Here is a 20608-nt window from a genome sequence, read left to right on the forward strand (position 1 = left end):
ATGTTTGCAGAAAATTACAGGCCATGCAGTTAGCTTATATACAACAATTAGAAGAAGCGATCGCTCAACAGAAGGAGGAGATCATTTACCACCCGCTTTATAGGAGTATTACAAGTATTGATGATCTGAAAGTTTTTATGGAACATCACATTTTTGCCGTGTGGGATTTTATGTCCTTGTTAAAAGCGTTACAAAGAAGTTTAACTTGCGTTCAAATACCTTGGTATCCTATTGGCGACGCAAACACACGTTATTTAATCAACGAAATTGTCACCGGTGAAGAATCTGATATTGACCATCTGGGAAATCGAAAGAGCCATTACGAAATGTATTTGGAAGCAATGGAGCAGTGTGGAGCTGACACGACTTCAATAACCAAATTGACGCAGGCACTTAAAGAAGGTAATTCAATGCAAATTGCTCTACGTATAGCAGATGCACCGGAGGCGGCAGTAGATTTTGTTAGCGACACTTTCGATATAATAAGCCATGCAACCCCGGCAATTCAATCAGCTGTATTTACCTTTAGTAGAGAAGACTTGATTCCTGATATGTTTATTTCCATCATAAAAGATTTGGACAGCGAATTTCCGGAAAGTATTTCCATTTTTAAATACTATTTGGAAAGACATATTGAAGTAGATGGAGATCATCATGGCAATCTTGCACTCGAGATGACGAGCACCCTGTGCGGTGACGACCCCTATGTTTGGCAAGATGCGATACAAGCGGTAAAAAGATCCTTACAATCTCGCATTAAGCTCTGGGATTGTGCTTTAATGAAAATGAAGTGCCAAAAAGATCAATCATCCAAAGAAATTTCTAATCCATCATAAGCAAGGTGGATTCCTGGAGGCAATTCTTTGGAAACTTCCTCATGCAAGCCCAAACGATGGCTGATATGGGTCAAATAGGTGTGGTCAGCCCCTATTCTGCTCGCAAAGTTTATAGCTTCTTCTAAAGTAAAATGAGAAATATGCGCCTCTCGTTGCAACGCGTTTACTACTAAAGTTTTTGTACCTTTTATTTTGTTCACGGAACTTTCCGAAACGGATTTCACATCGGTAAGGTAAGTGAAATCACCAAAGCGATAACCTTTTATCGGTAGTTTAAAATGCATAATATCAATAGGTTGAACACCTATATTTCCCACGAAAAAGGATTGATCGGTTACATCTCTTAAATTAATCTTAGGTATACCTGGATATTTGTGCTCAGCGAAGATATAATAGAATTCCCGTTTAAGTGCTTCTTGAACCAAATAATCGCCAAAAACATCAATTGCTGTCCCCTGAAAATAGTTAAAGGCACGGATATCGTCCAAACCTGCTATATGATCTTTATGTGCATGCGTGTAAAGTACGGCTTCTAAATGATTTACTTTCGCACGGAGCATTTGAAAACGAAAATCAGGGCCGGTATCGATCACAATGTTTTTGCCTTTCTCCGTGAGCAAAATAGAAGAACGAAGACGTTTATCACGATAATCAGAAGAGGTACAGACGTTACAACTGCATGCAATTACAGGCACGCCCTGTGATGTTCCTGTACCTAAAAACTTAATCGTCAAAGTGTTAATTTAGTTTGTTTAATATTAAATAATAGTTGTTTTTGTTTATCATCCAGCTGGGATATATCGGGTTCCAGTTCACGCAAAAGCTCAATTAACGAATTTATCTTTACCTCTACATTCGAAAAGCGATTAACAACTATTATCTTACTATTCTGTAAAAGGCAGGAACCTGTCTTAAAGTTTCCTTTTTCATAGCGAACTTTATAGCCCATGCCCTTAAAAAGAGCCTCTAACTTATCCAAACTATGTTGCGTAAACGGTAACACTTTTTCTATGTATAAAAATCATTGACCCGATCGCAGAACTTATCGCAAATCTACAACCTCCATCCCCGGATAATCTGCTTTGTCAAATATAAAAGTTTTGGGGCTAACTTTAACATTGGGTATGAAATTTTGGATGGTGTAGCTATAAAGGCTTCCACTTTTATCAAAAACTGTAACATCGTAAATCTGATTTACTGATTTGTTTAACCGTAATCGCACTTTGAAATAAGACTTGCTATTGTCCGTCGGGGTCAAATCAATCACCCACAAGGCCTTGCCTGCTACTTGCTCGCTTTTTGCGGCAGGATATTTAAATCCCTGATTATAGAACGAAAAAATATTTGCCGGGGTAATTGATCCCGATTGTGTTTCTTCTACATCGTTAATCTGAACTTCCTGCTCTTCTTTCAGTACATGCCATTGCTGTTTACCATCCGAGATCATTACCTGATCGTCAAGAACGATACGGTATTTATTGGTTCGAGGTTCTACAGTTAACTCCCCTTTTTCATTTACCGTCGTCTGTTTTTGTTGGTTAAGTGCCTTTAAGCTAAATTGAATTTTAGCCGTTCTATACGATTGGTATTTTTTACTTATGTCGTTTAGCAGCTTCTTTGTTGCAGGATCATTTTGACCTAAAGCCATTAAACTGCAAGCAAGCAAAATAATCACAGAAATAAATTTCTTCATATTATAAACTTCTGTAGCCACCGTTTTCCCCAGCGATTGGTAGGGGCTCAATAGCTAGGTTATATGGGATAGACGTTTTTATCTGCAAAACGTTTAATTGCGTATTCGATTTCCATCAATCCTTTTTAGCTAAACTTTCCAAAAATTGTTCCAATGAGTATTCATCCGGGTATAGCACTTCCCTGGCCTTGCTACCTTCAAAAGGACCTACAATGCCTGCTGCTTCAAGTTGATCGATAATGCGCCCTGCACGGTTATACCCTAATTTGAGTTTTCGCTGAATCAAGGACGTAGAACCCTGCTGATGCAAAACAATTAATCGCGCAGCTTCTTCAAATAATGCATCGCGGTCGTTTACCAAATCGATATCACTTAAACCACTGCCCTCTCCATTTTCATCCACGTACTCGGGCAACAGAAAAGCTGAAGGATAGCCTCTTTGTGCCCCGATGAATTCTGAAATCTCTTCTACTTCGGGGGTGTCCACAAAAGCACATTGTATCCGGATCAAATCACTTCCTGTCGCGAGCAACATATCACCTCGTCCAATAAGTTGATCCGCACCTCCGGTATCTAAAATCGTGCGTGAGTCCACCTTAGAAAGAACTCGGAAAGCTAAACGAGCCGGAAAGTTTGCTTTAATAGTACCGGTAATAATATTAACGGAAGGGCGTTGCGTTGCAATTACTAAATGTATTCCCACGGCCCGTGCCAATTGCGCAAGTCGCGCGATAGGTGTCTCCACTTCCTTTCCGGCTGTCATCATCAGATCTGCAAATTCATCGACAATCAGAACAATGAAAGGCATAAAGCGATGTCCCTCTTCAGGATTAAGCCTTCTGTTAACAAATTTGTTGTTATATTCTCTCAGATTTCGCACTTGCGCATTCTTCAACAAATCGTAACGTTGATCCATTTCAATGCAAAGTGAATTGAGGGTATTGATAACTTTTTTCGTATCGGTTATGATGGCTTCCTCTTCTCCTGGAAGTTTAGCTAAAAAATGTCGCTCAATAGTTTTAAAAAGCGATAGTTCAACCTTCTTCGGGTCTACCATCACAAATTTCAATTCTGCCGGATGCTTTTTATATAGTAAAGAAGTAATAATGGCATTAATGCCCACTGATTTACCCTGGCCCGTTGCCCCTGCAACTAGTAAGTGTGGCATTTTGGCTAGGTCAGCTATATATACTTCATTCGAAATAGTTTTGCCTAAAGCAATCGGTAAGTCCATTTCAGTATGCTGAAACTTTTCGGTAGCGATAACTGCTTTCATAGCAACCATCTCCGGCTTTTTATTTGGAACTTCAATACCAATAGTCCCTTTACCCGGCATCGGTGCAATAATACGTATTCCAAGGGCTGCTAAACTAAGTGCGATATCATCTTCTAAATTCTTGATTTTTGAAATACGCACACCTGGCTTAGGAATAATTTCATATAAGGTAACCGTAGGACCAATAGTTGCCTTGATCTTGTCGATTTCAATATTATAATTGCTAAGTGTTTCAACAATTTTATCTTTATTTGCTTCCAGTTCTTCATTATTCACCACGATCTTTCCCGAACCATAATCTTTTAACAAGTCTAAATGAGGGTGTTGATAGCCTGATAAATCTAATTTTGGATCATATTGACCAAATTGCTCTACAAGCGTATCAGCGGTGGTCAACGGCTTTTCCTCCTTCACGCGCTCTACCAGTAAGTCAGGACTTTCTTTAACCTCGTTGAGTGGCATATTTCGCTCGGATTCCGGTTCATTTGCAATGAGCGGTTCCAATTCAAATGAAGGATTATTTGAACTTGCGTCTGAGTCCAATTCAACCTTTCTAGGTTTAACTTCTAAGTTCTGCGATAAACGAGTTTCATTTTCTTTCTCGCCACCAATATGATCGCTCCGGTCATTCTTTATTTGATTGCGCTGAAAGGCGGGTGTTGTGTATTCATCCTCCTGAACGTCATCATCCTCTTCTTCCTCCACGTTGGATATAAGATCGTTGACATCATCATTTAACACTATTTTTTTCTTTTTCTCCGGCAGTTTAAAATCGAGATTAAATGCAATAATCAAAGCGGTTAAGCCTATAAATAACAAAAAGGCTCCAACACCTGCCGTGCCAACCTGTGCTTCTAGTATCTTATTGGTCCAAAAGCCGAACTCTCCTTCTAAATAATGTGGATATTCTAAGATGAAGCTATGAAAATAAGCAATCGTTACCGATATGAACAACAAAAGAAAAAAACCGTAGCCAAAAAGCTTATCTAAAGCAATGAGTCTTACTTTAAATAGAAGCCTATACCCCATTACAAAAAAGGCTATTACAAACAAAAAGGATGCGATACCGAACCACTCGTACATAAATTGATTCGCCAATAATGCACCCAACTTGCCAAGCCAGTTTTCAACAACTACCTCTTTAAATCCCAAGGTTTCCAGCTCTTCCCTGGTCTTAAATAGTGTGTTCCACCCTCCATTAGCCGCAGATATATAACTTTGGTCATTTTGCCAAGTAAATAGATAAGAGGTAAATGCAATGAAAAAATAAAGAGACAGCACCAAAAAAAATAGGCCGGCAATTTTCACAGCTTTACTATTCTGGAAATTTATTCGCCCCGAAAATCGGGTACCAAACGTCGATTGTTCATCGCGTGATCTTTTAGGGGTACCGTTATTTCGTATCTTCCCTTCTCCCTTTACTGTATTAGACCTAAACTGATTTCCTTTTAAAGACATTAATTTCTACAATTCTTTGGTACAAACTTATGGATTTTTTTGGACGAAGGCTTCGCCCTAAATAAATTTTATAAATACTGTAGCGCTCGCACTCCCCAACCCGTTAAAGGTATCAGAAGATAAGCCATCAACAGGCTATCTACATACGTTTATTAATTCACATGAACATACATACTTTATTGTTAAATAACAAGAAGAGATTGATCTATGCGTTTCTAGGCCTTTGTTTTTTGTTGCCAATGAGCGCATGTCTTAAAGATGACGATAACGGACAAGATGGAACCATACCCGCAGCACTTGTATCGTTTATACATACATCACCGGATGCTGGTGATTTAATCGTAGGAATAAACGGGTATAGAGTTAATACACAACAATTTAAATATTTGGATAGAACGGTTTACCAATTGGTGTATCCAGGGGGTAACCAATTTCAGGTAAATACGTCAGCGGACAATAAAAAATTGGATGTAAAAAATTGGAGTTTAGAGGGTGGGGTATGCTATTCCATTTTTGCGGTAGATCGCCTTGATTCATTGGAACTGTTAGGTATGCGGGATTTTTATGCAAGCGATGTCCCTGCCAGCGGCATGGCAAGAATTCGTTTTATTAATCTTTGCCCTGACTCCGTGAAATTTGACTTGAAGACAAGTGCGGTGGATACACTTTTAGCGTCCGATAAAAAGTTTAAGCAAAATAGTGCTTTTGGTAATATTAAAGCGGACGACAACACAGCCTACACACTGGAGGTAATTAACCATGATACGCATGTATCAATCGCGAACGCTACTTTTACACCAAAACAAGGACAATATTATACTATACTGGCTACTGGCTTTATAGACACTGAAGAGGAGGCGAAAAAGCTTAAGGTCTCCATCTTCAAGCACGATTAGGTTGATTGATGTCCATCATATCCCAATCGATGGACAGCCGCCCGCTCCCCTTGGGCGGCTTTTTTTCACAACACTTCATTCACTCTTACTTCGGGTGGGAAATAGTTAAGAGGTAAATAAGATAATGATCTTTTTAAAACAAGTTAATGTTAAAACAGGTTTGAGGTTCTATATTACAATTAATGTAGTCAGTTAATAAAAAAGGTTATAAGCTTGCATATATCAATAATTAAGTCTACCTTTGCACCTTCTTTAGACAATAAAGTCTAACGTTTTTTGAATTTCATGAACCCATTTAGTCAATTGGGAATCCGTCATGATGTTGTTAATGCCATATCGGCGCTAGGTTTTGAAAAACCTACACCAATCCAGGAGCAGGCCATTCCGGCCCTTCTTACAGGCAGCAGCGATTTTGTCGGATTAGCCCAAACAGGAACCGGTAAAACCGCAGCATTTGGCCTGCCGTTATTAGAATTATTAGACTTCTCACAAAACACGCCTCAAGCATTAGTGCTTTGTCCTACGCGTGAACTGTGTTTACAGATTACTAATGATTTAAAAAATTTTTCTAAAAATCTAGACAATGTACACGTTGTAGCTGTGTATGGTGGCGCTAATATTAGCGATCAGCTGCGCCAGATTAGACGTGGTGTACAAATTGTGGTTGCGACACCTGGCCGTATGCTCGATATTATCGGCAGAAAGGCCATAGATTTTTCGGGAGTACGGTATGTAGTTTTGGATGAAGCGGATGAAATGCTCAATATGGGCTTTCAAGAGGACATTAACGATATCCTTTCAACTACTCCCGATGAAAAGAAAACGTGGTTATTTTCAGCCACTATGCCGGCAGAAGTACGTCGGATCGCAAAAAATTACATGACCGATCCGTTTGAACTTACCGTAGGAACAAAGAATACAGGTAACGCAAATATCGATCACGAATACTACATCGTGAGACCGCGCGATAAATACGCGGCTTTTAAACGCATTGTAGATTTTAATCCTGAAATTTTCGGTATTGTTTTTTGCCGCACGAAAATTGAAACGCAAGAAATTGCGGAAGCCTTGATAAAGGATGGTTATAATGCCGATTCTCTACATGGTGATCTTTCGCAACAACAACGCGACAAAGTAATGAAACGTTACCGCGAACGTAGCTTGCAACTGCTCATCGCAACTGATGTTGCTGCGCGTGGTATCGATGTTAATAATGTAACACACGTTATTAACTTCTCTTTACCGGACGAGATCGAGAATTATACGCACAGAAGTGGTCGTACTGCTCGTGCAGGTAAAACGGGAGTTTCTATTTCGTTGGTTACCTCTAAAGAACTAGGGAAAATAAGACAGATTGAACGTGTAATCGGCAAGCAATTCGTAAAAGCAGAGATTCCTAATGGTTTTGATGTATGCGAGAAACAATTGTTTGCACTTGTTCATAAAGTAAAAGCCGTTGAAGTGAATGATGACCAAATCGGTCAATACCTTCCACGTATCATGGACGAGTTTAGTGATTTTTCTAAAGAAGATGTCATTAAGCACTTTGCTAGCTTGGAGTTCAATCGCTTCTTGGATTATTACGAGAATGCACCTGATCTGAATGTATCTGCGGCAACTGACTCCCGATCAGAAAAGGGAGGAAAAGCAGATCGTTTTGGCCGTACAGGCTACAAATCTGACTTTACTCGCTTATTTATTAATCTTGGTTCGGTGGATGATTTTACCAGAGGAGATATGTTGGGATACATCTGTAACAATGCACAGATAAGCGGTAAAAGCATCGGTAAGATAGACCTAAAAGGTGTGTATACTTTCTTTGAAGTAGAAAATGATGTAGTTGACAAAATCATGAGCGGATTTCAGCGAGCGGATTTCAACGGACGTTCCGTACGTGTTGAATTAGCCGGCGACCGAGACGCAGGCCCTTCTAGAAGTGGAAGCAGTCGGAGTGGGCGCTCTTCAAGAAGTAGTGGACGTGGAGGACGCGATCGTGAAAGAGATAGTGGTAATGGCGGAGGTTTTCGTGATTTTTCGGGAAAACGTCGCGAGAGAAAAGGTGAACGAAAAAAATGGTAACCCTTAAGCCCCTATTTAGTAGGGGCTTTTTTTATACCAATTGTTTCTTATTTTTAAGTTAATATCCAACGGCCTTATCGTCTCCTCTTGAATCGGCGCCTCCCATCAATGAGCCATCCGAACCTACCAAAATTGCATCCACCCTACCAATGCTACCTCTAGGCGTAAACTTATATCCTTTCTGCTCCAAACGAGTTCGGACAGCGTCTGTTATCGCGTTCTCTTCTACAAATACCTCGTCCGGCATCCATTGATGATGAAAACGGGGTGCATCAACAGCCTGCTGCATTGTTTTATTGAATTCTATGACGTTTAAGATCGTTTGAAATACCGACGTTATAATAGTTGATCCGCCAGGTGTACCAAGAACCATAAAAAGCTTGTTATCTTTGGTTAAGATTGTCGGACTCATTGCACTTAACATTCGCTTTCCCGGTTCTATTGCATTTGCCTTTCCACCAAGAAGTCCATATAAATTGGGCACACCTGGTTTAATTGAGAAATCATCCATTTCATCATTTAATAAAAACCCTCCTTTTTGCACCACCACCTGTGAGCCATAGGCATTATTCAGGGTAGTCGTTATGGATACCGCGTTCCCTTCTTTGTCAACAATTGAAAAGTGCGTCGTTTGTTCACTCTCATGATGTTGAGGGCTTCCTGCTTTGATGGCGCTGCTAGGGGTAGCCCGATTAAAATTCATGTCTCGCATTCTTCCAAGCTGATAATTGGAATCCAACAGCCCCTTAATTGGTACTGGGTAAAAATCGATGTCTCCTAAATGTTCCGCGCGGTCCGCATAAACCCTCCGCTCAGCTTCCACCATCACTTGAATTGTCGAATCTTGTTGGAAGCCCCACCTGCTCAACGGATAGGGTTCAACTGATTTGAGCAAGGACACTAAAGCAATACCGCCACTAGATGAAGGCGGCATCGACACAACTTGGTAACCTTTATAATTTCCTATAATCGGTTCGCGCCATTTAGCTTGATAGCGTTTTAAATCCTCATAACTAATAATTCCGTTACCGCGCTTCATTTCCTCCAAAATCAAAAAAGCCGTCCGACCCTCGTAAAAACCAGAACGACCTTTCTCCTTAATTGCGGTAAGTGTCCGGGCTAAATCCTTTTGCACTAAAAGATCGCCTCCTTTCCATTCGCTTTTTTTATTAATAAGCGCCGTTCCCATTGGATTGAACCGCTGAAAAGCTTCCTTTCTTGCATTCAGCTCCTCCGCTTGCATAGCTGTAAGGGGGAAACCTTTTCTCGCTAAATCTATTGCTGGCTGAAGCAAATCCTTCCAAGCCAATTTAGCATATTTTTCGTGGGCTTTAACCATTCCATCCACGGTTCCCGGAACCCCTACTGATAACTGTCCATCTAAACTTAAACGCTCGATTGGATTGCCTTCGGGGTCTAAATACATATCTCGTGTCGCTTTGCCGGGAGCTGTTTCCCTAAAATCCAAAGCGGCAAATTCGTTTTTGGCAGAACGATACACCATAAACCCGCCTCCACCGATATTCCCGGCATTGGGGTAAACGACGGCTAGGGCAAATTGTACTGCAATGGCAGCATCAACCGCGTTTCCACCTTTCTTCAGTATATTCAAACCAACTTCTGAAGCTATCGGGTGAGCAGAAACTACCATACCATTCCTATATCCTGAAACTGCATCCTGTGCAACGACAATATGATGGGTTGGAAGTAAAAAGCACAGCAACAAACAACTGAATCTGCCGATTGATCGTAAATAGGTGTTCATAATAAGTCTTATATGATTGGTTAATAATTAGGTTAATTGTTCAGATAAAAGTCTCATTTCGATATGAGGTGAATGTTTTTCATACAAAATGGCATATACGGCTCTACAAATGGGCATATCTACCTGATATGTTTTATTAATTTGGTGAATACATTTTGATGCATAATATCCTTCTGCCACCATGTTCATCTCCAGTTGAGCAGATCTAACAGTATAGCCCTTTCCAATCATATTCCCAAAAGTTCTGTTTCGGCTGAATTGTGAGTATGCCGTTACAAGCAAGTCACCCAAATAAGCGGATTCATTGATATCTCGGTTAATCGGATGTACTTTTGCCAAAAAGCGAGCCATCTCACGAATAGCGTTGGAAATAAGAACCGCTTGGAAATTATCACCGTACCCCACGCCATGACATATGCCACTGGCAACGGCATAAATATTTTTCAAAACAGCTCCATACTCGGTTCCATATATATCATCGGATTGAATCGTCTTAATATAACGCGTATTGAGCATAGACGAAAAAACAGAAGCCGTATGTGGAGACGCAGAGGCAATAGTTAGATAAGAAAGCTTTTCCAAGGAGACTTCCTCCGCATGACAGGGTCCGCTAATGACAGCAATGCGATCCAAGGGAACGTCGAATCGACTCTGTAAATAGTCGCCAATTATCTGATTTTCTTCCGGAACAATGCCTTTGATCGCGCTTATAATATATTTACCTTGCAATAGCTCTGCTGAAACTGTCGAAAGTGCATCCTTCAGGAACGCTGCAGGTATACTTAAGATCAAGAGATCGCAAGATTTGATAACAGCAGACAATTTGGTTGTTATCTGGTCCGAAGGGATTTTAATTTCTACAGCACTAAGGTAATTTGGATTATGATGGTATTCTCTAATGTAGGATGCAGCGTCCTTGTTTCGCATCCACCAGAAAATGTCTTTTTCCACTTCGTTATCGCTTAACATCTTAATGATGGCTGTCGCCCAGCTACCCCCTCCTATTACGGCTACTTTCTTTTTTCTTTCCATGCGTGTACCAACTCTGCTAAAGTAGGCCAAATTAAGGATTTTTTTACATTACTACTACATGGATTCTTTTTTAGAACTATTACGCCATGTAAACCAAAAGTCTAGGATCGCTCCCAGACTTTGGTTTACTGTAATAACAAGTGTTATACTTGCCCAACAAGATAGTAAGACAAATAGACGAGCAACTGTCAATACCCGGGGTTATTTTCCGTTATACCCTGATTGTAGTTTAATTCAGCTAATGGAATCGGCCATAAATAATGTTTATCAGCAATGGCCACACCTTTATTCTTTTGAAGTATCTCTGCTGCTTTACCTGTGCGTTTCAAATCAAACCAACGCTTTCCCTCAAACTGAAATTCATAGGCCCTTTCTTGTAGGATGGAGTCTATCAACGTTTCAGGAGAAAATGACCCAATTTGATAATCGATGTCAGAAGCTGTATTTATTTCTCTTCCATAAGCACGTCTTTTAACTTGATTTAATGCATCCAGCGCCTCGGCTGTGACACCATTCACCCGTGCCTCTGCTTCAGCAAATAACAGTAATACTTCAGCATAACGATATACGGGAAAATCATTAATTGCCCCGTATTCATTTGCAGCTGCGGGGTCAATGAACTTTTTTTGAAGAACGGTTCCTTCTCCTAGACCGATATTCATTGGATACCACAATTGTTTACGTAAATCCAAGTCACTCCATTCCTTATAAAAATTATTATTAACATTGGAATATTGGGCATAAGCACCTTTTCCACCCCCTTTCATGAAATACCCTGTTTCCGGATGGTTGATAATAAATGGATAATAATTTCCCTGACCTTCTCGTGTATATTTGAAATGAAAAACTTCTTCATCTGTTACGCCTACTCCTGCTCCAAAAATACGTTCGAAGTCATCAACTTGTTGTATAGGAACAAGGGAGAAAAGGCCGGATTGCACAAGCTCCAATGCTTTATCTCTTGCCTCCTGATATTTATTGTTGGTTAATAGGTAATCACTTAGCACCGTCTTTGCCATCCATTTAGTAGGCCTTCCCGGCTGTGCAGCATTATCTTCAGGGAGGTAACTTTCTGCAAACCGTAAATCAGCATCAATCAAAGCATAAACTTCCTCAACCGAGCTTCTTGGCACATCCTTTTCTTCCATATTACTTTCAATACGTAACGGTACGCCTCCCCAATTACGAACTAAATGAAAATAGCACCAGGCACGCATGAACTTTGCTTCTGCAACATACCTGTTCTTTTCTTCATCATTCATTGCATTACCTTCCGGTACGTGTCTAATGACAAGATTGGCATTTCGGATGGCCAGATAAAATGAATTCCAAAAATCGCCTACTCGATTGGTATTCGTAGCATCTAAGCCACTAAAATCATTAAACTGCGCCCAACTTCCTCTTCCGTAGGCATAATCGCTATGGCACTCCAAGGTAGCATTATAAGAAGCGATGCCCTGCGCTCCTAAACGAATTGGGGGGAAAATCGCATTGACGGCTGCCTCGGCCTCGGCAGCTGTATTATAAAAGGTTTCTTCCAAGATCGACCGTGGTTCCTGATCCAATTCTTTGCTGCAACTCGATAGCGTAAAAAATACGACTATTAGCCATATCCCCAGGCTGTGATGCTTCATCGTATATATTAATTGAGCTTTGTGTATCATATTCTTAAAGTCTTTTTTGTTAGAAACCAGCTTTCACACCGAATGTATAGGTTTTAGCGATCGGATAACTTAGGTAATCAGAACCACTGGAAGGCATCTCCGGGTCATACCATGAATAATTGGTTAATGTGAGCAGATTTTGCCCACTCACGTAAACCTGTAAACGCTTAAGCCACCCGAGATTAAACTTCTCTACAGGTAAATTATAAGCTAGCTGGATATTCCTTAATCGTAAGAAGGAACCGTCTTCAATCCATCTATCAGACACGCGTGCATTAACGGTATTGCTGATTACCGGATACTTTGCGTTTGGATTCTCGGGAGTCCAATGATTATTCAGCACATCACGCACCATATTCAGTCCGGAAACATAATCCACAGTGCTGCCAATTGAGCTGGCGTTGAAAATGTCATTACCGGTCATCCCTTGTATAAAAAAGGTAAAATCAAAGTTTTTATAAGACATGGAGGAGTTCAACCCATAAATAAAATCCGGATTCGGGTTGCCTATTACCGTTCGGTCTGCGTTACTGATCGACCCGTCACCATTTAAATCTTTATACTTTATCTGGCCTTCTTCATCATACCCGTCTTCTAGATAACCGAAAAACAAGCCCCTTTGTAAACCCTCGCGTAAAATGGTTCTGGAATCACTTACCACATTCATCTTCAGTTCATCGCCAAATATATCGGCTCCTGCATATAATTTTAAGACTTTGCTTCTGTTAAATGCAATATTAGCAGTAACATCCCATTTAAAATCGCCCTTGAAAATGTTAGCATTCAGACCTAATTCAACACCGCTATTACGTATCTGTCCCACATTCTGAAAGGTTGTTGCGTATCCCATTGAGGTGGGCAGTGGAACAGCATTTAATAAATCTTTTGTGGTTTTGCGGTAGTAATCTGCCGTAAAAACAAGCCGATTATCTAAAACACCAAAATCAAGTCCCGCATCGATCTGCTCAGTCGTTTCCCATTTTAAATCCCTATTTGGAAGATCAGTCTCAGGCGCAAAAGCTAAGTGCAAATCTTGTCCGAAAACAGTATATCCGCCAGCTAATGGATTAAACGTCGGATAAAAATCTTCAATCTGTGTACCTGTTTTACCCCAGCTTACCCGCAATTTAAGGTCAGATATCCAATTGTGATCTTTCATAAAATCCTCCTGCGAGACTCGCCATGCAAAAGCGCCGGACGGGAAATAACCCCAGCGACTGTCCGTACGGTACCGAGACGACCCATCGGCACGAAAGCTTACCGTAAAAAGATACTTATCATCCAATGTGTAGTTTACTCTTGCCAAATAAGACAGCAAAGTTGATTTATTATAACCTGATGCAGGCACTAAAGGCACCAATGCGCCGCCTAAATTATCCCATCCGCTTACATTACTAATGAATCCCTGGCCGCTTCCCATCACGTAGCTATTTATAAAATCCTGATAAGTTACACCAGCTAACGCGGAGAAATTGTGTCGCTCATTCCAAATCTTATTATAATTTGCGGTTAGTTCAACCAATCTACTTTGTTCATTATTAGCCGTAATTTTTGCTTCACCCGTTGAGCCTTGATACCGGTTTGTGCGATACATATTTTCGCGATCATCTCGGTTCTCAATACCGGTTAAGAGTTTAATATTGATGTCTGATATAGGTTTGTAAGTAACGGCTGCATTTGCAAGCACTAAATTTGCTTCCGTTTTGTTTGTTTCTTCGTTTATCCAATTCAATGGATTTATAATATCCGGTGCTGCGATATTGAAGGCGTTTGAGAGCAATCTGTACCCCCCATTATCGTCGTATGGCGTTAATGCAGGAGGTGCCCCTAAAATTGATGATATCAATGAATTACCCCTTGCTCCACCATTACTGTCTTTTCTTCCCGTGATTAATCTACTTAACGTAGCATTAGCATCAACTGTTAGCTTGTCACTAATCTGATGTTGAATACTTCCGCGTAAAGAATATCGATCATAATCGCTTCCTTTGATAATTCCGTCTTGTGCAAGCACACTACCACCGACTGAAAATTGCGTACGTTCATTTCCACCGCCAATATTGAGTGAGGTGCTTTTTATCGGTGCTGAACGGAAAATAAAATCTTGCCAATCGAACGATGGTAAATTATTAATTTGTTCTTGCGTAAAATAAGGGGTAACTCCATCATTTGCAGCACGTAGGTTATAAAACGTGGCGTATTCAGGTCCGGTCATCAAATCCAGTTTTTTTCGGATTTGCTGTATGCCGTAATTAGCTTCAAAATCTACCTGTGTTGCACTTCCCGTACCTTCAACTCCGCCTTGTTTTGTTGTGATAATTACTACACCGTTGGCCCCCCGCGAACCATATATTGCTGTCGCGGATGCATCTTTCAGTATTTCCATACTTTCTATGTCGGCGTTATTTAGGATAGTCGGATTACTCCCCGATAAGGGAAAACCATCCACGACGTATAAGGGCTCGTTGCTTCCTAAGATGGAATTGGCCCCCCTAATACGTACGGACATAGCAGGCCCGGGTGCGCCGGAACCCTGATAAACTTGCACGCCAGGTGCCCGGCCTGATAACGATTGCAATGCATTACTTGTTGGAAAAGCATTGATTTCAGTAGCTTTTACTTGCGCCACGGAACCGGTCAAATCTCGTTTTTTTACCGAACCATAACCAATAACAACTACCTCTTCCAACGCTTCCTGCTCTGCTCTAAGGACAACATCAACTTCTTTTCTCTTTCCAATGCGTTCTTCCTTACTTCCGTAACCGGTGTAAGAAAACACAAGTATCGTATTACCGCCAACAGTGGCTTTGTAGCGGCCGTTCGGATCGGTTGTGGTGCCGGTGTTGGGTTTTCCCTTTACCATTACCGAAACGCCCGGAAGTGCATTTCCTTGTTCATCCCTCACAATTCCGGTTATCGTGTCTTGTGTTTTTGTGTTGGTCGTATCGCCGGGAATGGTCGGAGTTGGAATCTCTTGTGCTTGAGACAGCTTTATAAATAACACATCGGCAACTAACAAAAAAGCAATCAGTATACTGATGTATTTAAACGATTGCATTAAATAAAATAAGAGTCTAACCACCATAACAGAAGGCTTAATAAATAACGATTAATAATGCAGGGTATGTAACAATTGTCTGTCCACTCTAAGGAGTCGTAGCATATTACTAACGGCTCATCAGCCTTTCTTTTATAGCAATGAGGGTTAAAAACGCTATTTATGAAAAGCTGAAGCGTCAAATACACAATTTGATTATTTAATCAGAAATTTGCAATTGAAGACAGCCAATATTGCTTACATAATTATGGCATGTGGAATGAGAAGGATACTTTGTAGAGAAAGAGAAACAACTAGTTCACTTTATTGAACTAGTTGTTTCTTTTTGAAAACGTTATTTTTGAGCTTGTACTACTTCCATTTTTTCAGCAAAATGGGCGCAATAGTCGCGTAAATCTCCTATTACGGCTTCCGCTAAAGGATCGCTGCCCGCAGCTCTCAAAAATGAGTCGCCCATAGTATGCAAGGTTTCATAAAAGAAACGTTTCATTTCATCAAGAGGCATGTCCTTTGTCCACAAATCAATACGTAGCGCATTTTTGTAATGATGGTCCCAAAGTGCTAGAAACATTGCCTTGGTTGGTAATGCTTCTTTGTTTTCTCCTTCTGTCGACTCCCAGGTTATATTTTCAGGAATATTAGCGTCATCTAATTCAATTGTTAATTTTATTTCTGCTTTTCTCACTTTATATTATTTTAGTTTATTCATTATCTATTAATAGCTCTACATCAAAAAGAGCCTTGATTTTCTATTAGCCATATCACCAAGATGGTAAAAACAACAAAGCCCATTTCAACAAGCCAAATACGTCTGATTCGTTGAAAAAAAAGACGAAAGAACTGGTCCGCAATGATCAGTATAACAATTAATAGTATGCCAAGCGCAATTCTCTTCCAAGCCAATTGATCAACAATTACACTCCACACCCCCGAAACAGCGAGCAAGGCACATACAATATTGAGCGGAGTCAAACGGAGATTCTTCATCTTTTACGTTTCATATTGCCTTTTGTTGCCCTTTTACTTGCCGTTTTGCTTTTACCGGCTTTATTCACCTTTTTGTTCGCCGCTTTCTTTTCGTGGAACGCCCCTTTGAATTCGGGATTCTCTTTCCGCTTTTGCATATCAATTTCCCTAGCCTGAGCTTGTTTTTCCTCAAAAGGAGTCTTTTCTATAAGCACCTCGGCGGGTAGTTCAAATACAGGAATTTGCTGGCGAATAAGTTTTTCAATCTTCGCAATATAGTACGCTTCCGCTGGCGTACACATACTAATGGCAATGCCCGATTTCGTTGCTCGGCCTGTACGACCAATGCGATGTACATAGTCCTCTATAACAATTGGGATATCAAAATTAATAACGTGGCTTACATCGCTTACATCCAACCCTCTGGCAGCTACATCTGTCGCAACAAGTATTCTTACAGATCCCTCTTTGAAGGCGTTGATAGAGTTGATTCGCGTATTTTGTCCCTTATTGGCATGAATCACCCGCACTTCGTCTTCGCCATATTTTCTAGATAAAAAATGATATATATTGTCAGCGATCGTTTTCGTTTTACTGAAGATGATGAGCCGGTGAAAATCTTCATCATTTTTTAGTAAATATTGCAAGAGATTAATTTTCGTTTTTGTATTCGGCACAAAGTATAATTGCTGGCTTACCGTGTTTGCCGGCGTAGCTTGTGGCGACACCTCTACTATAGTTGGAAAAGCCAAGAAATCACCGGCAATTTTATGAACTAGCTCACTCATTGTTGCAGAAAAGAGCAAATTTTGTCTTTTTCTAGGAACAACTTCAAGAATCCTATGGATTTTTCCGATAAATCCCATATCCATCATTTTGTCCGCTTCATCCATCACGAGCAACTTGATTTGCTTCGTATTAATGTGCTCAGCTAGGTATAGATCCAAAAACCTTCCCGGAGTAGCCACAAGAATATCCACCCCTTTCTCAAGTGCTTCTATTTGCTGCTTAGGCCCTAGTCCACCGTAAAGAACTACGGTACGCAAATCCGTATACTTAGCGAACAATTGTATATTCTCTTCAATTTGCATTGCTAATTCCCTTGTCGGCGATAAGATCAATGCTCTCGGGTCTGATCCCTGGGCATATTTGAGCTTCATAATTATGGGCAATACGTAAGCGGCCGTCTTTCCTGTACCCGTTTGAGCAATACCCATCACGTCCTGCCCGGCAAGTATTGGAGTAATCGCCTTTTGTTGAATAGCCGTAGGCTCTTTATATTCCGCGTCAGCTATTGCGTTCAGTATTTGCCTGTTAAACTTAAAGTCCTCAAATGATTTGTGCATAGCCTGCAAAGATAGAGAATTGATTGGATTGAATAAAATTGTTTATGAAGCCAATTTTGCCTAAGTTTGACTTATCATACTGAACAAAATACTATGTCATCCATTTTAATCAAGGCCGCTACCATTGTAAACGAAGGAACTACTCAGATCGCTGATTTATATATAAACCATGGTATAATAGAAATGATTTCGTCAGAGATTAACCACCCGGCCGATCACATAATTCGTGCGGAGGGTCTACATCTTTTTCCGGGCCTAATCGACGATCAAGTCCATTTTCGAGAACCTGGTTTGACACACAAAGCAGATATATGGCATGAAAGCAGGGCCGCCGTTGCCGGTGGTACTACCAGCTTTATGGAAATGCCCAACACGGTTCCAAATACGTTGACTCAGGGGTTGTTAGCAGACAAATATAGAATAGCATCAAAAAACTCGTTGGCAAATTATTCCTTTTTTATGGGAGCTGCTAATGACAATTTGGAGGAAGTATTAAAAACCAATCCCAAAGATGTCTGTGGTATCAAAGTCTTTATGGGATCATCAACCGGAAATATGCTTGTTGATAACCAAAAGACCTTAGAGGCTATCTTTAGAAATGCACCTATCCTTATTGCAACACATTGCGAAGATGAAGCTACAATACGGCAAAATTTAACAAATTTCAAGAATCAGTATGGCGATAAACTTACGCCGGATATGCATCCTTTGATACGATCTGCCGAAGCTTGTTATTTATCATCTTCAAGCGCAGTAGCACTTGCGGAGAAGTTTGGTACTCGATTACATATTTTACATATTTCGACCGCAAGGGAAACGCACCTGTTTAGAAACGATATACCGCTTAAAGAAAAAAGAATAACGGCAGAAGCATGCATTCATCATTTGTGGTTTAACGATCAGGACTATAAAACGAAGGGCAATTTCATCAAATGGAACCCTGCGGTAAAAACGAAGGAAGACCAAAGAGAAATTCTACGAGCGGTGTTGGACGGAAGATTAGACGTAATAGCTACCGATCATGCGCCACATACGCTGGAAGAAAAATCCAAGCCGTATATCGACGCGCCATCAGGAGGACCTTTAGTACAGCATGCACTCCAAGCCCTCCTTGACTTATACCATGAAGGAAAGCTAACGCTAACAGATATTGCTTGGAAAACCGCTCATAATACGGCAATTTGTTTCCAGGTTGAAAATAGAGGTTTTATTCGTGAAGGTTATTTCGCAGATCTTGTATTAGTTGATCTGAACAAACCATATACTGTAAGTTCATCCAACATCCTATCAAAATGTGGCTGGTCGCCGTTTGATGGATATACATTTAAATCCTCGATTACACATACGATTGTCTCCGGAAATCTGGCTTTTGAAAATGAAAAAATTGTGAGCAACGAACCGGGGAAACGCCTATTATTTGAAAGAGATTAGCTAATTCAGGTAAATTCAATCACAACCATTAGGCAATGGATAGACGAACTCTTTTGCGTTTCATGGGAACTGGCATAGCATATGTCACATCGGCGAATTTGAACCTGCCTACGGTGCAGGCTGCCAAGAAAAACATGCCTAAGATCGCCCCGATTTATCCTGAAAAATTAAAACCGGGCGATACTATTGGTATCATTTCTCCCTCGTCGGCTATTGATGGAAACTTGCCATTTATGCTAGCACAAGAGACATTCGAAGCCCTGGGATTTAAAGTTAAATGGGGTAAACATACCCATGATCGCTTCGGCCATCTTGCAGGGAATGATAAACAAAAATTGGATGACTTGCATGATATGTTCGAAGATACGCGGGTTAAAGCTATAGTTTGCATGCGTGGAGGTTCAGGCGCTGCGAGGTTGTTAGATAAAATAGATTACAATCTAATAAGACACCATCCTAAAATATTTTTGGGATATAGTGACATTACAGCTTTACACGCTGCTATACACAGTCAAACAGGTTTGATAACTTTTCATGGCCCGGTAGGATCGAGTTCCTGGCCGACCCTAGTCGTGGAGCAATTCCGAGATATTTTCTTTAACGGCATCCCCCCACTCTACCGCAATCCATTGAACAAAGGTGACGATCTTATTCCAAGGCAAAACCGTATCCAAACAATTGTCCCCGGTATTGCCAAAGGCAAATTATTAGGTGGAAATCTTACCGTTTTGACCAGTATTGCCGGTTCAAAATATTATCCAGATTTTGATAATAGCATTTTATTTTTGGAAGATGTATCAGAAGAACCATATCGAGTTGAACGCATGTTTTGTCAGCTGAAGCTAAACGGTACACTCGATAAAATCAGAGGTTTTATTTTTGGAAAATGCACAGATTGCTCGCCTAGTGGTGGTTATGGCTCATTGACACTCGATCAAATTTTAGAAGATTATATTAAACCACTTCGTATACCCGCTTATCAGGGTGCACTAATTGGTCATATTCGCGAGCAGTTTATTCTTCCTGTCGGCGCAGAAGTTACGATGAACGCAAATGAAGGCACATTTCTTGTTGAAGGGAAGATGGTTTCTTAAAATGAATTAGGTCT

The 20608-nt window shown here is 40.5% G+C and carries 16 protein-coding genes; 5 read left to right on the top strand and 11 right to left on the bottom strand.

All coding sequences use genetic code 11. The features are described 5' to 3' along the window. Positions 1-23 precede the first annotated feature (23 nt). On the top strand, positions 24-836 hold the full coding sequence (locus tag ACH11B_RS20615) for a DUF3050 domain-containing protein (RefSeq protein WP_377608795.1): 813 nt from the start codon (positions 24-26) through the stop codon (positions 834-836). Here ACH11B_RS20615 and ACH11B_RS20620 read toward each other — a convergent pair. From ACH11B_RS20620 to ACH11B_RS20635, 4 genes are all read right to left on the bottom strand, one after another. Further along, the gene (locus ACH11B_RS20620) at positions 803-1570 is read right to left on the bottom strand and encodes an MBL fold metallo-hydrolase (RefSeq protein ID WP_130855853.1); all 768 of its coding nucleotides are present in this window, start codon (positions 1568-1570) and stop codon (positions 803-805) included. The genes ACH11B_RS20615 and ACH11B_RS20620 overlap by 34 nt on opposite strands. Further along, positions 1567-1839, bottom strand: a complete 273-nt coding sequence (locus ACH11B_RS20625) for a hypothetical protein (RefSeq protein WP_013667125.1) — start codon at positions 1837-1839, stop codon at positions 1567-1569. Before ACH11B_RS20625 ends, ACH11B_RS20620 begins: the two co-directional genes overlap by 4 nt. 39 nt (positions 1840-1878) lie before the next feature. Continuing rightward, on the bottom strand, positions 1879-2529 hold the full coding sequence (locus ACH11B_RS20630) for an outer membrane lipoprotein carrier protein LolA (protein ID WP_130855852.1): 651 nt from the start codon (positions 2527-2529) through the stop codon (positions 1879-1881). 115 nt (positions 2530-2644) lie between these two features. Then, the gene (locus tag ACH11B_RS20635) at positions 2645-5263 is read right to left on the bottom strand and encodes a DNA translocase FtsK (RefSeq protein WP_130855851.1); all 2619 of its coding nucleotides are present in this window, start codon (positions 5261-5263) and stop codon (positions 2645-2647) included. 161 nt (positions 5264-5424) lie between these two features. Between ACH11B_RS20635 and ACH11B_RS20640 the strand changes: the two genes are divergently transcribed. Then, positions 5425-6159, top strand: a complete 735-nt coding sequence (locus ACH11B_RS20640; RefSeq protein WP_130855850.1) for a DUF4397 domain-containing protein — start codon at positions 5425-5427, stop codon at positions 6157-6159. 285 nt (positions 6160-6444) lie between these two features. After that, positions 6445-8238, top strand: coding sequence for a DEAD/DEAH box helicase (locus tag ACH11B_RS20645; protein ID WP_130855849.1), 1794 nt, complete (start codon positions 6445-6447; stop codon positions 8236-8238). Positions 8239-8296: 58 nt separating this feature from the next. Here ACH11B_RS20645 and ggt read toward each other — a convergent pair whose 3' ends face one another. From ggt to ACH11B_RS20680, 7 genes are all read right to left on the bottom strand, one after another. Further along, positions 8297-10003, bottom strand: a complete 1707-nt coding sequence (gene ggt, locus ACH11B_RS20650) for a gamma-glutamyltransferase (protein WP_377608792.1) — start codon at positions 10001-10003, stop codon at positions 8297-8299. A 27-nt stretch (positions 10004-10030) separates the two neighbouring features. Next, entirely contained in the window at positions 10031-11035 is a 1005-nt protein-coding gene (locus ACH11B_RS20655; protein WP_289553198.1) for an NAD(P)H-dependent glycerol-3-phosphate dehydrogenase, read from the bottom strand. A 188-nt stretch (positions 11036-11223) separates the two neighbouring features. Beyond that, the gene (locus tag ACH11B_RS20660; protein ID WP_289553199.1) at positions 11224-12669 is read right to left on the bottom strand and encodes a RagB/SusD family nutrient uptake outer membrane protein; all 1446 of its coding nucleotides are present in this window, start codon (positions 12667-12669) and stop codon (positions 11224-11226) included. 49 nt (positions 12670-12718) lie between these two features. Next, the gene (locus ACH11B_RS20665) at positions 12719-15757 is read right to left on the bottom strand and encodes a SusC/RagA family TonB-linked outer membrane protein (protein WP_404273984.1); all 3039 of its coding nucleotides are present in this window, start codon (positions 15755-15757) and stop codon (positions 12719-12721) included. Between the two features lie 334 nt (positions 15758-16091). Next, on the bottom strand, positions 16092-16442 hold the full coding sequence (gene gldC / locus ACH11B_RS20670; protein ID WP_013667134.1) for a gliding motility protein GldC: 351 nt from the start codon (positions 16440-16442) through the stop codon (positions 16092-16094). A gap of 44 nt (positions 16443-16486) precedes the next feature. Further along, complete coding sequence (locus ACH11B_RS20675) at positions 16487-16744, bottom strand: hypothetical protein (RefSeq protein ID WP_130855845.1); 258 nt, start codon at positions 16742-16744, stop codon at positions 16487-16489. Next, the gene (locus tag ACH11B_RS20680; RefSeq protein WP_377608787.1) at positions 16741-18069 is read right to left on the bottom strand and encodes a DEAD/DEAH box helicase; all 1329 of its coding nucleotides are present in this window, start codon (positions 18067-18069) and stop codon (positions 16741-16743) included. The genes ACH11B_RS20675 and ACH11B_RS20680 overlap by 4 nt, the downstream gene beginning before the upstream one ends. A gap of 93 nt (positions 18070-18162) precedes the next feature. On the opposite strand from ACH11B_RS20680, the gene ACH11B_RS20685 reads away from it, so the two are divergent. Together ACH11B_RS20685 and ACH11B_RS20690 are read left to right on the top strand one after the other, a co-directional pair. Beyond that, complete coding sequence (locus ACH11B_RS20685) at positions 18163-19500, top strand: dihydroorotase (RefSeq protein WP_289553203.1); 1338 nt, start codon at positions 18163-18165, stop codon at positions 19498-19500. Positions 19501-19535: 35 nt separating this feature from the next. Continuing rightward, positions 19536-20594 carry an LD-carboxypeptidase gene (locus ACH11B_RS20690; protein WP_289553204.1) on the top strand — a complete coding sequence of 353 codons (1059 nt, stop codon included), beginning with the start codon at positions 19536-19538 and terminating at the stop codon, positions 20592-20594. The last annotated feature ends 14 nt before the right edge of the window (positions 20595-20608 follow it).

This window comes from Olivibacter sp. EAT-5 (genome assembly GCF_044784325.1).
GTDB classification, from domain to species: domain Bacteria; phylum Bacteroidota; class Bacteroidia; order Sphingobacteriales; family Sphingobacteriaceae; genus Olivibacter; species Olivibacter oleidegradans.

Bases quoted from the DNA above. Each gene is read 5' to 3' on its own strand.
- ACH11B_RS20615 (WP_377608795.1), top strand. From the start codon at position 24: ATGCAGTTAGCTTATATACAACAATTAGAAGAAGCGATCGCTCAACAG.
- ACH11B_RS20630 (WP_130855852.1), bottom strand. From the start codon at position 2,529: ATGAAGAAATTTATTTCTGTGATTATTTTGCTTGCTTGCAGTTTAATG.
- ACH11B_RS20635 (WP_130855851.1), bottom strand. From the start codon at position 5,263: ATGTCTTTAAAAGGAAATCAGTTTAGGTCTAATACAGTAAAGGGAGAA.
- ACH11B_RS20640 (WP_130855850.1), top strand. From the start codon at position 5,425: ATGAACATACATACTTTATTGTTAAATAACAAGAAGAGATTGATCTAT.
- ACH11B_RS20645 (WP_130855849.1), top strand. From the start codon at position 6,445: ATGAACCCATTTAGTCAATTGGGAATCCGTCATGATGTTGTTAATGCC.
- ggt (WP_377608792.1), bottom strand. From the start codon at position 10,003: ATGAACACCTATTTACGATCAATCGGCAGATTCAGTTGTTTGTTGCTG.
- ACH11B_RS20655 (WP_289553198.1), bottom strand. From the start codon at position 11,035: ATGGAAAGAAAAAAGAAAGTAGCCGTAATAGGAGGGGGTAGCTGGGCG.
- ACH11B_RS20660 (WP_289553199.1), bottom strand. From the start codon at position 12,669: ATGAAGCATCACAGCCTGGGGATATGGCTAATAGTCGTATTTTTTACG.
- ACH11B_RS20665 (WP_404273984.1), bottom strand. From the start codon at position 15,757: ATGCAATCGTTTAAATACATCAGTATACTGATTGCTTTTTTGTTAGTT.
- ACH11B_RS20675 (WP_130855845.1), bottom strand. From the start codon at position 16,744: ATGAAGAATCTCCGTTTGACTCCGCTCAATATTGTATGTGCCTTGCTC.
- ACH11B_RS20680 (WP_377608787.1), bottom strand. From the start codon at position 18,069: ATGCACAAATCATTTGAGGACTTTAAGTTTAACAGGCAAATACTGAAC.
- ACH11B_RS20685 (WP_289553203.1), top strand. From the start codon at position 18,163: ATGTCATCCATTTTAATCAAGGCCGCTACCATTGTAAACGAAGGAACT.
- ACH11B_RS20690 (WP_289553204.1), top strand. From the start codon at position 19,536: ATGGATAGACGAACTCTTTTGCGTTTCATGGGAACTGGCATAGCATAT.